This is a genomic window from Bifidobacterium sp. UBA6881, assembly GCA_002451435.1.
Lineage (GTDB): Bacteria > Actinomycetota > Actinomycetes > Actinomycetales > Bifidobacteriaceae > Bifidobacterium.
The window spans coordinates 5,825-20,162 of the sequence record DKCF01000036.1; the positions used below are offsets into that span (position 1 = coordinate 5,825).

Consider the following 14,338-nt stretch of genomic DNA (forward strand, 5'->3'; position numbering starts at 1 on the left):
GTCAAAGAGGCCAATGAACGCATGATCCGCACCAATACGCCGCATATGGGTGTGTACCGGTTCTGGCGCCGCACCAAATCCGCGGAGCTGGCGTCGGTGATCATGGAGGACACGCTGGCGCTGATAGGTTTGTTCTTCGCGGGCGTTGGCATTGGACTGGCGATTTTGCTGGACAATGAGATTTTCGATGCGCTTGGCGGTCTGATGGTCGGCTTGGTGCTGATCGCCGGCTCCCTGCTGCTGGCATTCAAGTCGGGTTCGTTGCTGGTCGGGGAGGCCGTCGATCCTGACACTCGTAAGAAGATCGTCGAGGCCGTGACCTCCACGGCCGGTGTGGAACGGCTGCTCAACATGCAGACCGTGCATATGTCCGAGGATGATATTCTGCTGTGCGTCAAGGTGGAGACCAGCAAATTCGACCGTGATTACGATGTGCAGACCGTCGACAAGATCGAGAAGTCCGTACGAGGCGCGTTGCCATGGTACAACTTCGAGATCTACGTTGAGCCGGACATCTACAACGCCAAGCACGTGCACGCCTGATTCGCGCATAGGTACCGTTCGCACAGTCGGCATGGGAGAGAACGCCGCTGTGACGATTAATGGCTCGGGGCGCTGGAAGGAGCATCGTTCCTTCCAGCGCCCCGAGCCATCGGCGTCATTGGCAGACGACTGATTATTCTTCGGCGACCAGATCCAGATAGGAGTCGTTCCACAGATCCTCGTCGCCGTCGGGCATCAACAGCACGCGTTCTGGGTTCAGCGCCTCGACGGCGCCCTCGTCGTGGGTGACCAGCACGATCGCGCCCTCGTATTTCGAGATGGCCTTCAGAATCTCGTCGCGTGAGGCCGGGTCGAGGTTGTTGGTCGGCTCATCAAGCAGCAGCACGTTCGCACGGCTGGTCACCAGCGTGGCCAGGGCCAGTCGCGTCTTCTCGCCGCCGGAGAGCACGCGTGCCGGCTTGAGCGCGTCATCGCCGGAGAACAGGAACGAACCCAGAATCGAACGCGCCTGGGTGTCGTCGAGCTCCGGCGCGACATGGATCAGATTCTGCAATACGGTCGCGTCCAGGTCCAATGTGTCGTGCTCCTGGGCGAAATATCCGATCTTGCAGCCATGGCCGTATTCCACGGAACCGGTATCCGGATCCTCGAGATGGGCGAGCAGACGCAGGGTCGTGGTCTTTCCCGCGCCGTTGTAGCCAAGGATCACCACACGGGAACCCTTGTCGATGGCCAGATTCACGCCTGCGAAAACAATGTTCGAACCGTATGCCTTGGAAATGTCCTTCGCCATGATTGGCGTGCGTCCGCAGGGGGCCGGTTCCGGGAAGCGGATATCCGCCACCTTCTCCTTCTTCTGCGCCTCCGAGGTGTTTTCCAGCAGCTTTTCCGCGCGGCGCATCATGTTCTGCGCGGCAACGGCCTTGGTCGCCTTCGCGTGCAGGCGAATGCCCTGCTGCATCAGGCGTTCCGCCTTCTTTTCGGCCACCTCGCGTTCGCGCCGGCGACGTTCCTCATCCACCACACGTTGATGCAGGTAGGCTTTCCATCCGAGCGAGTACATGTCGATCTGGCCGAGCTGCGCATCCAGATGCCATACCTTGTTCACCACTTCGTCAAGCAGCTCCGTCGAGTGGGAGATGACCAGGAATCCGCCTTCGTATTTCTTCAGATAGCCACGGAGCCATTCGATGGAATCGGCGTCCAAATGGTTGGTCGGCTCGTCGAGGATCAACGTGTCGGCGTCGGAGAACAAAATCCTTGCCAATTCGATCCGTCGACGCTGTCCTCCGGAGAGCGTGCCCAGCTGCTGGCCCATCACCTCTTGCGGCAGTCCGAGGCTTGCCGCCATGGCGGTCGCTTCGGACTGCGCCGCGTAGCCTCCGGCCTTTTCGAAATCCTGCATGGCCTTGTCGTAACGGTTCATGGCCTTGGTCATGATGTCCGGATCCGGGTCGGTCATGTCCTTTTCGGCCTTGCGTATGCGCTTGATGATGGAGGCGATGTCTCGAGCGCTCATCATACGGTCGAGCGCGGTCTGCTCGGGATCCGCCGCATGCGTGTCCTGCGGGAGGTAACCAAGCTTGCCCGAGACGCGCACTTTGCCGGCCGTCGGCAGCATGTCGCCGGTGATCACGCGGGTCAACGTGGTCTTGCCGGCGCCATTGCGGCCGACGAGACCGATTTTGTCGCCTTTGGCGACATGGAAGTTGGTGGGATGCAGCAACGTGCGCGCGCCAATCTGAATCTCAAGCCCCTGCGCCTCAATCGCCATGCCTCAATACCTCTGTTCTTTCCTCAAAATCACTATGCCGCCTGTCATGCGGTTCGTATTCGTTTTCTGGTCAAACGCCAATCGAACATCATACCGAACACCCGCAACCGCTCCGATTCGCAATGATGCGGCACGTCGGAACGGAAACGTATTCGCGGGAAGTTAGACTTGCCGGTAAACGGCAATACCGGCAAGGAGCGGATATGGAAAAGGCCTTGATCATCGTGGATGTGCAACCGACGTTCTGCGAGGGCGGCGAACTCGGCGTGCAGGGCGGCAACGCCGTCGCCGATCGCATCGCGAAATATGTGAGCGCGCATGGCGACGAGTATGCGTATATCGCCACGACGCAGGATTGGCACATCGAGCCCGGCTCGCATTGGTCCGCCCACCCTGATTTCGTCGATACATGGCCGGTGCACGGCAAGGCCGGCACGCCGAACGCCGAATTGCATCCCGCCATCGCGGCCTTGCATGTCGGGCACCATTTCAAGAAAGGGCAGTATTCGCCTTCGTATTCGGGGTTCGAAGGGTATGAGGACAACACCGATGCCATTCCCACACGCGAGCAGGTCGCCATGGATATGGCTGCCGGACGGACGCTGGCCGATGCGTTGCGGGCCTCGGGCGTCACGCGAGTCGATGTGGTCGGCTTGGCCGAATCGCATTGCGTCAAGGAAACGGCGCTTGATGCGAGAAAACTCGGATATGAGGTGCATGTCATCGAGGATCTGACCGAGCCCGTCAGCGAGGAGTCGGGTGAGCGGGCGCGCCGCCAGATGCGCGAGGCCGGAATCATCCTCGATTGATTGCGCTGCCGGTTTGGCGTGAATGACGAGTCTAGGCGTTTCCGAGGGCGGGAGCACGGCGTTCCCGCCCTCGTGCGGGAGCGACTCCGCCACGTATTGAGACGAATATGTCCAAATACGCGCAAATATTCGCTCCCCGTTTGACGGGGGTGCGGAAACGCGGGTTAAATATGAGGGAAGGTCCACTCGACGGCGAGTGAACACTAGAGAGAAAGGCGGTGCGCATGAGCGAACCGTATGAGGAAGAACTGCCACCTCCCTCCGATTCGGGGGATGACGCCAACCGGAACGCCGAATCGGCGGAACACAATCCCGAAAAAGACGAGGCAATGGAAAACGGCGACGATGCCGGCGATGCCGAAGAGGTCGAGACCGATGAGTCCGATGAGGAAGAGGAGCAGGAAGATCTCGACGAGAAGATACCCTCTTCCGGATTGGACGCGGTGCTTTCAAGCTCCGCGGGGGAGAGCGTCCGCTGGTCGGATTTCATCACACGCGCCAAGGAGTCGCTTCCCACATATAACGGGTATCTTGGCACTGACGTCCCCGGGAAAACGGTTCCGTTCCATCTCGTACGCATAGACACGGCGGCATGGGACGCCGAACAGGCCCATAATCTCGCAATGCTGGCGGCGCGATTGTCGTGCGACGTCATCGACGTGTTCAGAGGGAAACAGAAACCCGCTCGGGTGGAGCATCTTCTGACGAAGGAGTGCATGCGCAAGCTCATGACCGCTTCGGAGCTGCTGGTCAAACATATGCGCAATGACGCCAGATTGTATGCGAAATACGGTTTGCTCCCCGTCGACATCTTCTTCGTCAACGGCTGGCTGACCTCTCCGACGCGTTTCGAATGCTCCGCCCTGCTCAGCATCGGCAACACCAAACTGAGTTGCAACACCTCGTTCATCTATAAAGGGTCGATTTGGAAATGCGCCGTCGCCGATTTCGGCTGATGCCGCGATGACTCCGTCAAGACCCTTGGAAGGGGCTGGGAATAGCCCCTCCCAAGGGTCTTTCAGCGTGCCTGGCATGAATGGCAACTAGTATAGGGTCTCATGTTGCGAGAATTTATACCGGAACCTGCGTATAGCACCACGGATGAGGATACCGTATACGCTTTGCTTGCACGACGGGCCGAGAACGATCCAGAAGACCTTATCGCCCAATGGCAGGACGAGGGGAGCCGTCAATGGCATGACGTGACCGCGGGGCAGATGCTGAACCGCGTCAAAGAGGTCGCCAAGGGTCTGCTTGGCCTCGGTGTCAAGGCCGGGAACATGGTGGTCATCTATTCGCCCACCTGCTATGAATGGGGCGTGGTCGATTTCGCCTGCGCCGCCATCGGAGCGGTGAGCGTCCCCGTATACGAGACGGATTCCGCGAAACAGGCCGCCTCCATCGTGGACGAGGTGGACCCCGTCATCGCTTTCGCCGGAGACAGCGCGCACACGCAGATCCTCGAGCAGATTCGCGACGAGCACGATGGGCTCCGCTATGTGTTCAATTTCAAGGCCGACGGCTTGGACGCGGTCGCCGACTTCGGGCAGGGGGTGGACGATGATGCTTTGGAACGGGCCATCGCCCGGGTGAAAGCGGACGACATGCTGACCATCGTCTACACCTCCGGTTCCACGGGTCGTCCGAAGGGCGCGATGCTTTCGCACCGCAATTTCACCCATATCGTGCTCAACGGATACATCATCCTGGACGACATGCTGTACCAGCCGAACCGTCTGATGCTGTTCCTCCCGCTGGCGCATTGCTTCGCGCGCTATATCCAATATGTGGCGATCGGCGGCCACGGTGTCGTCGGATATCTGCCGGGCGCCAAGCATCTGCTGGCCGACCTGCGCAGTTTCAAACCCACATATCTGCTCGGCGTTCCACGCGTGTTCGAAAAGGTCTACAACGCGGCATCGCAGAAGGCGGGCGCAGGCATCAAGGGACGTCTGTTCGCACGGGCGTTCAGGCATTTCGTCAAATGGTCGAAGGACGGCCAGGAAGGCGGCGGGCATTCCATCGTCGATCGGATGGAACACTCCTTCTTCATGTCGACGGTGGGCAAGTCGATTCGCTCCGCATTGGGACCGAACATGAAATATCTGGCTTGCGGCGGCGCGCCCCTGAACGTCGACCTCGCGCATTTCTTCAACGGCATGGACGGCATCACCTTCATCCAGGGGTATGGCATGACGGAGACCGCCGCGCCGATGATCGTCAATTGGCAGAACGCCAACCGCGTGGGCTCCGTGGGCAAACCGGGACCGGGCATGGGCGTGAGGACCGATGACGACGGCGAACTTCAGGTGATGGGTCCCAACGTCTTCCTGGGATACTACAAGAAACCGGAGCTGACCGCCGATGTGAAACTTCCCGATGGATGGCTGAGAACCGGTGATCTGGGAACCATCGACGATGACGGATTCGTATACATCACCGGCCGCAAAAAGGACATCATCATCACCGCCGGGGGAAAGAACGTAAGCCCGGCCCCGATGGAGGACATCATCGACACCTGTCCGATCGTGTCGCACGGTGTGGTGGTCGGCGACGGCAGGCCGTTCATCGGCGCGCTGATCGAGCTCGATCAGGAAATGGTGCGTTCCTGGCTGGCGCAGCAGGGGCTCGACTCGAGCATGCCGATGGAGCAGATCGCCAAGAACGACGCGGTGCGTGCGTTCATACAGCAGTACGTCGAAAAGGCGAATTCAAACGTCTCCCGCGCGGAATCGGTACGCAAATTCGAAATCCTCGACGAGGAATTCACCCAGGCCAACGGCACTCTGACGGCAAGTCTGAAAGTCGTCAGGCCCAAGGTCCTGCAACGCTATGCCGATGTCATCAACAACGTGCTCTATGCGCCGAAAGCCTCCGGCAGGCCGGTGCCGAAGACCGTGCAGATCCTTGACCGCACCACGGAGACGGTGAAGCAGGCTTCGGAATCCGTGAGCCCCAAGGTTCGGCAGGCATTTGATACGATGCAGGGGAAAATCAAGAAGCAGTCCGACGGATCCATCGCCGACCCACAGGCGTCAGATGGGCTTTCGGACGACCAGGAACGAAACAACAGCGAGGAGAAATAACCTTGGCGATACGTGAGATTCGTGTTGTGCCCGATCCGGTGCTGCGCACGCCGTGCGACCCCATCAGGGAGATCACGCCCGCGGTGCGGCATCTCGTCCAGGATCTGCTGGACACGGTGAACGATCCGGGACGTGCCGGATTGTCGGCGAATCAGATCGGGGTGAACCTGCGCGCGTTTTCCTACAACATCAACGGGAAAATCGGATACGTGCTCAATCCGGTGCTGGAGGAGACCAGCGGCGAGCAGTACGGCGATGAAGGCTGCTTGTCCGTGCCGGGATTGTGGTACAAGACACGCCGTGCCGATTACGCCCGCGTGCGCGGCATCGATCTGGATGGCAAGACGGTCGTGTTGGAGGGACATGGTCTTATGGGACGCATGCTGCAGCATGAGACCGACCATTTGGACGGACACGTCTATCTCGATCGCCTTGAGAAAGAGGAACGCCGCGAGGCCATGCGCTACATGCGCAGCCATCGCCAGTGACGGCGCGGCCGCGTCGCATAGACGACCTGGGGTCCCATCGCAAAAGACGGGACCCCATGGTATTTTTACAACTTGTGCGCCATCCGGCGAAGGACCTTGTCGCGAGAGCCCTGAACCAACCGATATTGTCAACCGGCGCGCGACCAATTCGCGTCATGCTCGCGACGGCCTGTGTCGGTCGGTCGGAACCGTAAGGTCCCGGCTGCACGCAGGAACGCATGGCCAGGCAAGAACCGACAAGAAAGAGGTAGTAATACCATGGCTCAGATCACTATGAGCGACATGCTGAAGGCAGGTCTGCACTTCGGCCACCAGACCCGTCGTTGGAACCCGAAGATGAAGCAGTTCATCCTCACCCAGCGCAACGGCATCCACATCATCAACCTGTTCAAGTCGCTCGACATGATCGACAAGGCCTACGACTTCATCAAGGCCACCGTCGCGCACAACGGCACCGTCCTGTTCGTCGGCACCAAGAAGCAGGCCCAGGAAGCCGTCTCCAACCAGGCCACCCGTGTGAACATGCCGTACGTCTCCGAGCGTTGGCTCGGCGGTATGCTGACCAACTTCCAGACCGTTTCCAAGCGTGTCGCACGCCTCAAGGAACTCGAGGAGATGGACTTCAACGACGTCCACGGCTCCGGTCTGACCAAGAAGGAGCTGCTGCTCCTCAAGCGCGAGAAGGACAAGCTCGCCAAGCAGCTGGGCGGTATCCGCAACATGAACCGCACTCCGTCCGCCATGTTCGTGGTCGACATCAACAAGGAGGCGCTGGCCGTCGAAGAAGCCCACAAGCTGGGCATCCCGGTCGTCGCCATCGTTGACACCAACACCGATCCGGAATCCGTCGAGTACCCGATTCCGGCCAACGACGACGCCATCCGCGGCATCGAGCTGCTGACCAGCCTGATGGCCGATGCAGTGGCCGACGGCCTGCTGGAGCGTTCCGGCAAGGCCGCGAAGGCCGAAGGCGAATCCGAGCAGCCGATGGCCGCTTGGGAGAAGGAGCTCCTCACCGAGGGCGCTCCGGCCGCTGACGCTCCGGCCGCCGCTGAAGGCGAAGCCAAGGCTGAGTGAAACCATGCTCTATGATTGGGAGGTGTTGCACCTCCCAATCATCAGGTGCATCATCGATTTTTCAGAGGAGACAAACCAATGGCAGCAATCACTGCAGCTCTGATCAAGCAGGTGCGCGAGGAAACCGGCGCCGGCATGATGGACGTTAAGAAGGCCCTGACCGAGGCCGAGGGTGACGTGGCTCGCGCCAAGGAGATCATCCGCGCCAAAGGCATCCAGGCCGCCGGCAAGCGTGAAGGCCGCAAGGCCCAGGAAGGCACCATCGCCTCCAAGGTCGTGGAATCCGCGAACGGCCAGACCGGTTACGCCGTCGAGCTGAACTCGGAGACCGACTTCGTGGCCAAGACCCCGAAGTTCGTGGAATTCGCGGACAGCGTCCTCGATGACGCGGTCAAGGCCGAGGCCGGCTCCGCGAAGGAAGTCCTCGCCGCCGCCTCCGGCGACGCCACCGTGAACGAAGCCGTCGAAGAAGCCGCCGCGCTGTTCGGCGAGCACGTCAAGGTCGGCCAGTTCGCCAAGGTCGAGGGACCGCACGTGGAAGTCTACGCGCACAAGAAGTCCGTCGAGATGCCGCCGAGCATCGTGGCTCTGATCGCCACCGATGAGGCCGGCGCTTCCGTGGCCCACGAAGCCGCCCTGCAGATTTCCGCAATGAGCGCCAAGTGGCTGACCCGCGAGGACGTCCCGGCCGACGTGCTGGAATCCGAGCGTCGCGTGGCCACCGAAAAGACCACCGAAGAGCTCAAGAGCAAGGGCAAGCCGGAAGCCGTGATCGAGAAGATCGCCCCGAAGATCGTGGAAGGCCGTCTGGGCGCTTTCTACAAGGAGACCGTGCTGCTCGAGCAGGCCTACGTCAAGGATCCGTCCAAGACCGTCGGCGATCTGTTCAAGGAAGTCGGAGGCAAGGCCCTGGCTTTCGCCCGCATCGAAGTCGGCAAGGGCGAAGAGGAGTGAATCCGCTTCTGAGACCATGAGCAGCACATGGTCATGGTCATAGGTGGCCGCCATCGGAAAGATGGCGGCCACCTTTCCATTTGCGCTGGTTCCTGCACGCAGGCTGCGGGTGTCTGTGTTTGCGGATACTCTTAAGAGCGGTAAATTTCGTGAGTTTTCCAGCAAGAAAGGCTTTTCATGACTGGCGAAAACACTGGTGATAATCCGCGCAGGGTATTGCTCAAACTCTCAGGCGAGGCATTCGGCGGGGGCAAGGTCGGCATCGACACGACCGTCGTCCGCCGAATCGCGGAGGAAATCGTTCCGGCCGTGCAGCATGGCGTTCAGGTCGCCATCGTGGTCGGTGGAGGCAACTTCTTCCGTGGCGCCGAACTGCAGCAGGCCGGCATCGACCGTTCCCGCGGCGACTACATGGGCATGCTCGGCACGGTGATGAACTGCCTCGCATTGCAGGACTTCCTCGAGCAGGAGGGCCAGGCCACGCGAGTGCAGACCGCCATCACCATGGGCCAGGTCGCCGAGCCCTACATTCCATTGAAGGCCATCCGCCATCTGGAGAAGGGGCGTGTCGTGATTTTCGGAGCCGGTGCCGGCATGCCCTATTTCTCCACGGATACGGTGTCGATTCAGCGATCTCTCGAGATTCATTGCGATGAGGTGCTGATGGGCAAGAACGGTGTGGACGGCGTGTACACCGCCGACCCCCGCAAGGACGCCAACGCCAAGCGCTTCGCCACGCTGAGCTACAACCGCGCGCTGGTCGACAATCTTGCCGTCATGGACGCGGCCGCGCTGTCGATGGCAAGGGACAACAGGCAGCGCATCCGCGTCTTCGGACTCGAAGGCGCCGGCAACGTGACCCGCGCCCTTCGTGGCGAAGAGCTCGGCACCATGGTTTCCACCGCGGAATCCACTCTGGCCGAGTAACGACATTCAACGTCGAATATCGATCAACCAACAATTAAGGAGTACAACAATGGCAACTATCGTCGAACAGGCCAAGGCCCAGATGGCCAAGTCCGTGGAATCCACCAAGGAGAACTTCTCCGGCATCCGTACGGGCCGTGCGAATCCGGCGTTGCTCAATGGCATCACCGTGGACTACTATGGCGCGCCGACACCGCTGAAGGCCGTGGCCACCATCGGTGTGCCGGAACCCCGCACCCTGGCGGTCACCCCGTTTGACGCTTCCCAGGCCAATGCCGTCGAAAAGGCGCTGCGCGATTCCGATCTGGGCGCCAGCCCCCGTCGTGACGGCAACGTCATCCGACTGACCATGCCGGAACTGACCGAGGAGCGCCGCAAGGAATACGTCAAGCTGGCCAAGGGCAAGGCCGAGGACGGCAAGGTCGCGGTGCGCAACATTCGCCGCAAGACGAAGGAATCCATCGACAAGGCCATCAAGGACGGCGACATGGGCGAAGACGAGGGCGATCGTCTGCTCAAGGAGCTCGACAAGGTCACCAAGCAGACCACGGATCAGCTTGACACCCTGCTTGAGGCCAAGCAGAAGGAAATCATGGAGGTCTGACCTCTGCACCGTAATCGACGCACGGCCACTGGAGAAGAAACGATGGAACATCAGGAATCACGCGAGAAAGAAGCGGAAGAGGCCATTGAGGCCATCAACAAGAAAACGGGACGCAACATGCCGCAGGCCATCGCCACGGCGGTCGTTCTTGTCGCGATCATTCTCGCGTGCCTGCTGATCAGTGTCGATTTGTTCGTCTACCTGGTCGTGCTGTTCATGGTTCTCGCCCTATGGGAGCTGCGCGTCGATTTCGCCACCGCGGGATTGCATATTCCCGTGGTGGTGCTGTGGGTCTGCTCGGCGGCCACGTTGCTCGCCACCTACTACAGTGAGTGGCACATTGTGGCCATGACCGTATGCGTGCTGGCCTCGTTGGTTCTGGTGGCTTTCGCGGCAAGCGCCAAAGTGACGTTCGGCAGCCGAATCTCGCTGGCGGTGGCCGACAAGCTTTCGCACACCGATGCCGGCGCGCGCTTGGAGTCCTCGTTCAACCACGAGCAGGGCGAACACCGGCACAGCCGTTTGAGCCATGTGGCCGTATCGATGTTCACCGTGATGTATATTCCTTTGCTGGCATCATGCATCATCATGCCGTTGACATTCAACGACCATCCTGTGGCGCATGCCATCATGCTGGTGTTCATGCCGGCGTTGAGCGATACGGGCGGCCTATTCGCCGGAGCATGGCTCGGCAAGCACAAACTCAGTCCCCGCATATCGCCGAAGAAATCCTGGGAGGGATTGGCCGGCTCCATCCTGTTCGCCATGATCGGCGCCTTTGCGGTGATGCTCTGCACATATGACTCCACTGTGTGGGCGCGGCGTTGGTGGGTCCCCATCATCGCCGGCTTCATGATCGGCGTCGCCGGCACATTCGGCGATCTGTGCGCCTCCATGCTGAAAAGGGACATCGGCATCAAAGACATGGGCCATCTGCTGAAAGGACATGGCGGAGTGATGGATCGCGTCGATTCCATTTTGCTCAGCGCGCCATTCGTATGCGTGCTGCTGTGGGCCGCGGGAATGTAGGGGGAGAGGAAAACACCATGATGGGCGAATCCGCAAAAGCCTCGAAGGACATGCCGGAAACCGGAATCACGCCAGGAGGCACCACCGGCGCCTTCCGCGATGTGCTGTCCAAGGACCATGCGCGTCGTGGCAAGCCGCCGCTGCATTTCGCCGATATGTCCGAGGACGAGCGCATCGAAACGGCGAAGGGACTCGGTCTGCCGAAATTCCGCGTCAAGCAGCTTGCCAATCATTATTACGGCCATTTCGATGTCAACGCCGAGGAATTCTCCGATTTTCCCGCGGCGAAGCGCGCGCAGGCCGAAGAGTCCTTCTTCCCGAGACTCATCACCGAGGTCACACGGCAGGTGGCGGATGAGGGTACCACCATAAAAACGCTATGGCGGCTGTTCGACGGCTCATTGATCGAATCCGTGCTGATGCGATACCCGACGCGAACCACATTATGCATCTCCAGCCAGGTCGGATGCGGCATGGGATGCCCCTTCTGCGCCACCGGCCAGCTGGGATTGACCCGCAACATGTCCGCCGGCGAGATTATCGAACAGGTCCGTGTCGCGGCCAAGGCCATGCGCGATGGCGAAGTCGCAGGAGGCCCGGGACGCCTCAGCAACATCGTGTTCATGGGCATGGGCGAGCCCATGGGCAATTATCGTTCGGTGCTGAGCGCGGTCCGCCAAATCAGCGCCATGCCGCCTGAAGGATTCGGCATCTCCGCGAGAAACATCACGGTATCCACCGTCGGCGTGGTTCCGGGCATCAGGAAACTCGCCGAGGAAGGAATCCCGGTGCGCCTCGCGGTTTCACTGCATGCGCCAAGCGATGAGCTGCGCGATGAATTGGTGCCGATGAACAAGCGCTTCAACACCACGCAGGTTCTTGACGCGGCGCATGACTACTATCTGGCGTCGAAACGCCGCGTCAGCATCGAGTACGCGTTGATGAGGGGGATCAACGACCAGGCCGAGCATGCGCGGCTGCTCGCCAAGCGACTGAATCATTATGGCGATAATTGGGCGCACGTCAACCCGATTCCGCTCAATCCGATCGAAGGTTCGAAATGGACCGCTTCGAAGCCCGAAGACGAAAAGCGGTTCCTCGATATCCTGCACCGGGCGGGCATCACGGCCACATTGCGTGACACCCGTGGCCAAGATATCGACGGCGCCTGCGGCCAGCTTGCCGCGAAGGAGCGCGACTGAACGTCCTCCTGTCCGATACTCGGACTTCGAGTGAACATGCATGATGTTCTCCGGCTACTCTTGCAGACGTCGCACGTCATCCGTTCGCACGAAGGAGAAACAGCATGTCACTGGCAGTCCGAGTCATTCCATGTCTTGATGTTGATGCGGGACGCGTGGTCAAAGGCGTGCATTTCGAGAATCTCCGCGATGCCGGCGATCCCGTCGAACTCGCTGCGGAATACTACCGTCAGGGTGCCGATGAGCTCACGTTCCTCGATGTGACGGCATCGAGCTCCCACCGGCAGACCATGGTCGATGTGGTCAGCCGCACCGCCGAGCAGATCTTCATTCCGCTGACCGTGGGCGGCGGCGTACGCACTCCCGAGGACGTCGACTCCCTGTTGCGCTGCGGAGCCGACAAGGTGGGCGTCAACACCGCGGCCATCAACGACCCCACATTGATCAGCCGCGTCGCGGAACGTTTCGGCAACCAGGTGTTGGTGTTGTCCGTCGACGCCCGTCGCGAACAAGGGGAGCGCCATACGCAATCCGGTTTCGAGGTGACGACCATGGGCGGGCGTAAATCCACCGGTATCGACGCCATCTGGTGGGTCAAGCGCGCCCAGGAACTCGGGGCCGGGGAGATTCTGCTGAATTCCATGGATGCGGACGGAACCCAGCAGGGATTCGATCTGGAAATGATCAAGGCCGTGCGCAGGGAGGTCAAGATTCCGGTCATAGCGTCCGGCGGAGCGGGAAAGGCATCGGATTTCCCCCCGGCGATCGAGGCCGGCGCCGACGCGGTGCTGGCCGCGTCGATTTTCCACTACGGCAAAGTCACCATCAAGGAAGTCAAGGACGCGATTCGTTCCGCCGGATATGCCGTGCGGTGAATTCGGCGCATCGCCAACAATCACATAACGTAAAGAAACGAACGTAATATCATCATGACCAACGAAACATACGACAACAGCACCACTCTTGACCCACGCATCGCGGCGCGTCTCAAACGAGACGGCAAAGGATTGGTGGCTGCCGTCATCCAGCAATTCGACACCAAAGAGGTGCTGATGGTCGGTTATATGAATGACGAGGCCATCCGACGCACCCTGACCACCGGCCGTGTCACGTTTTGGTCGCGATCAAGGCAGGAATACTGGCGCAAGGGCGATACGTCGGGCCATGCCCAGTATGTGAAGTCGTTCTCGCTGGACTGCGACGGCGATGCCATTCTCGTCGAGGTGGACCAGGTCGGTGCCGCATGCCATACCGGCAAGCGCTCGTGCTTCGATGAGGGAGGAACGCTTCCGGTCGTCGTGGGATACCGTACTAAGGAACAGGAGGGTCAACGATGAGCGGCGAATGCAGCGTGAAGGCACTCAAATGGGGCGCGACATGGCCGAATCGCGAGCAGTTCCACAAGCTGGCTGACGAAGGCTACCGCGTTATTCCGATTGTGCGCCGCCTGCTTGCCGATTCGCTTACGCCGGTCGGTTTCTATGAACGTCTCGCCGGTGGACGATCCGGCACCTTCATTCTGGAATCCGCGGAATATGGGGGAACGTGGAGCCGATACAGCTTCATAGGCGTGAACTCCATGGCGCAGCTGCGTTCCAATCACGGCAAAGCGGATTGGCTGGGACAGGTGCCCGTGGGAGTTCCCACCGAAGGTGACGTCGTGGAAGTCGCCCATGCCGCGCTGAAAGTGCTGAAGGCCCCCCGTGTCGAAGGGCTGCCGAATCTGACCAGCGGATTGGTCGGCACCGTCGGCTGGGACGCCATCCGCCATTGGGAGCCGACGCTGCGTGCCGAAGCGCCGAACGAAACCGGCCAGCCGGAGACGGTGCTGGCCTTGGCCACCGACATCGCGGTGGTCGACCATGTGTCCGGATCGGTGTGGCT

General features: G+C 60.5%; 14 protein-coding genes and 1 pseudogene. 14 read left to right on the forward strand and 1 reads right to left on the reverse strand.

Going from position 1 to position 14,338, the window contains the following annotated elements; translation table 11 throughout:
- The coding region (locus B3C64_RS02875; RefSeq protein ID WP_414632151.1) for a cation diffusion facilitator family transporter at positions 1–543 on the forward strand (543 nt) is incomplete at its 5' end.
- A gap of 133 nt (positions 544–676) precedes the next feature.
- Here B3C64_RS02875 and B3C64_RS02880 read toward each other — a convergent pair.
- A complete protein-coding gene (locus tag B3C64_RS02880; protein ID WP_291533606.1) occupies positions 677–2,278 on the reverse strand; it encodes an ABC-F family ATP-binding cassette domain-containing protein in 1,602 nt (533 codons plus the stop codon).
- A gap of 203 nt (positions 2,279–2,481) precedes the next feature.
- Here B3C64_RS02880 and B3C64_RS02885 point away from each other — a divergent pair, with 203 nt between their 5' ends.
- The 13 genes and pseudogenes from B3C64_RS02885 to B3C64_RS02945 all read left to right on the forward strand — a co-directional run.
- Positions 2,482–3,087: an isochorismatase family protein gene (locus tag B3C64_RS02885; protein WP_291533607.1), complete on the forward strand. Its 606-nt coding sequence runs from the start codon at positions 2,482–2,484 to the stop codon at positions 3,085–3,087.
- Between the two features lie 224 nt (positions 3,088–3,311).
- A complete protein-coding gene (locus B3C64_RS02890) occupies positions 3,312–4,043 on the forward strand; it encodes a hypothetical protein (protein WP_291533608.1) in 732 nt (243 codons plus the stop codon).
- 102 nt (positions 4,044–4,145) lie between these two features.
- Positions 4,146–6,173 carry an AMP-dependent synthetase/ligase gene (locus tag B3C64_RS02895; RefSeq protein ID WP_291533609.1) on the forward strand — a complete coding sequence of 676 codons (2,028 nt, stop codon included), beginning with the start codon at positions 4,146–4,148 and terminating at the stop codon, positions 6,171–6,173.
- 2 nt (positions 6,174–6,175) lie between these two features.
- Positions 6,176–6,661: a peptide deformylase gene (def, locus tag B3C64_RS02900; RefSeq protein WP_291533610.1), complete on the forward strand. Its 486-nt coding sequence runs from the start codon at positions 6,176–6,178 to the stop codon at positions 6,659–6,661.
- Positions 6,662–6,919: 258 nt separating this feature from the next.
- The gene (gene rpsB, locus B3C64_RS02905) at positions 6,920–7,738 is read left to right on the forward strand and encodes a 30S ribosomal protein S2 (RefSeq protein WP_291533611.1); all 819 of its coding nucleotides are present in this window, start codon (positions 6,920–6,922) and stop codon (positions 7,736–7,738) included.
- A 78-nt stretch (positions 7,739–7,816) separates the two neighbouring features.
- Complete coding sequence (gene tsf / locus B3C64_RS02910) at positions 7,817–8,692, forward strand: translation elongation factor Ts (protein WP_291533612.1); 876 nt, start codon at positions 7,817–7,819, stop codon at positions 8,690–8,692.
- A gap of 177 nt (positions 8,693–8,869) precedes the next feature.
- Positions 8,870–9,619 (forward strand): UMP kinase, encoded by a 750-nt coding sequence (gene pyrH, locus B3C64_RS02915; RefSeq protein ID WP_291533613.1) that lies wholly within the window; start codon positions 8,870–8,872, stop codon positions 9,617–9,619.
- Positions 9,620–9,668: 49 nt separating this feature from the next.
- Positions 9,669–10,223, forward strand: coding sequence for a ribosome recycling factor (frr, locus tag B3C64_RS02920; RefSeq protein WP_291533615.1), 555 nt, complete (start codon positions 9,669–9,671; stop codon positions 10,221–10,223).
- Between the two features lie 42 nt (positions 10,224–10,265).
- Complete coding sequence (locus B3C64_RS02925; protein ID WP_291533617.1) at positions 10,266–11,252, forward strand: phosphatidate cytidylyltransferase; 987 nt, start codon at positions 10,266–10,268, stop codon at positions 11,250–11,252.
- 20 nt (positions 11,253–11,272) lie between these two features.
- Complete coding sequence (gene rlmN / locus B3C64_RS02930) at positions 11,273–12,454, forward strand: 23S rRNA (adenine(2503)-C(2))-methyltransferase RlmN (RefSeq protein WP_291533626.1); 1,182 nt, start codon at positions 11,273–11,275, stop codon at positions 12,452–12,454.
- 104 nt (positions 12,455–12,558) lie between these two features.
- On the forward strand, positions 12,559–13,329 hold the full coding sequence (gene hisF / locus B3C64_RS02935; protein WP_291533619.1) for an imidazole glycerol phosphate synthase subunit HisF: 771 nt from the start codon (positions 12,559–12,561) through the stop codon (positions 13,327–13,329).
- A 54-nt stretch (positions 13,330–13,383) separates the two neighbouring features.
- Positions 13,384–13,791 (forward strand): phosphoribosyl-AMP cyclohydrolase, encoded by a 408-nt coding sequence (hisI, locus tag B3C64_RS02940; RefSeq protein WP_291533620.1) that lies wholly within the window; start codon positions 13,384–13,386, stop codon positions 13,789–13,791.
- Positions 13,788–14,338, forward strand: a pseudogene (locus B3C64_RS02945) (anthranilate synthase component I); the annotation flags it as partial. The gene hisI and the pseudogene B3C64_RS02945, both read left to right, overlap by 4 nt.

Excerpts from the sequence above, each read along its gene's own strand:
- B3C64_RS02880 (WP_291533606.1), bottom strand. The coding sequence starts at position 2,278 with ATGGCGATTGAGGCGCAGGGGCTTGAGATTCAGATTGGCGCGCGCACG.
- B3C64_RS02885 (WP_291533607.1), top strand. The coding sequence starts at position 2,482 with ATGGAAAAGGCCTTGATCATCGTGGATGTGCAACCGACGTTCTGCGAG.
- B3C64_RS02890 (WP_291533608.1), top strand. The coding sequence starts at position 3,312 with ATGAGCGAACCGTATGAGGAAGAACTGCCACCTCCCTCCGATTCGGGG.
- B3C64_RS02895 (WP_291533609.1), top strand. The coding sequence starts at position 4,146 with ATGTTGCGAGAATTTATACCGGAACCTGCGTATAGCACCACGGATGAG.
- rpsB (WP_291533611.1), top strand. The coding sequence starts at position 6,920 with ATGGCTCAGATCACTATGAGCGACATGCTGAAGGCAGGTCTGCACTTC.
- tsf (WP_291533612.1), top strand. The coding sequence starts at position 7,817 with ATGGCAGCAATCACTGCAGCTCTGATCAAGCAGGTGCGCGAGGAAACC.
- pyrH (WP_291533613.1), top strand. The coding sequence starts at position 8,870 with ATGACTGGCGAAAACACTGGTGATAATCCGCGCAGGGTATTGCTCAAA.
- frr (WP_291533615.1), top strand. The coding sequence starts at position 9,669 with ATGGCAACTATCGTCGAACAGGCCAAGGCCCAGATGGCCAAGTCCGTG.
- B3C64_RS02925 (WP_291533617.1), top strand. The coding sequence starts at position 10,266 with ATGGAACATCAGGAATCACGCGAGAAAGAAGCGGAAGAGGCCATTGAG.
- rlmN (WP_291533626.1), top strand. The coding sequence starts at position 11,273 with ATGGGCGAATCCGCAAAAGCCTCGAAGGACATGCCGGAAACCGGAATC.
- hisF (WP_291533619.1), top strand. The coding sequence starts at position 12,559 with ATGTCACTGGCAGTCCGAGTCATTCCATGTCTTGATGTTGATGCGGGA.
- hisI (WP_291533620.1), top strand. The coding sequence starts at position 13,384 with ATGACCAACGAAACATACGACAACAGCACCACTCTTGACCCACGCATC.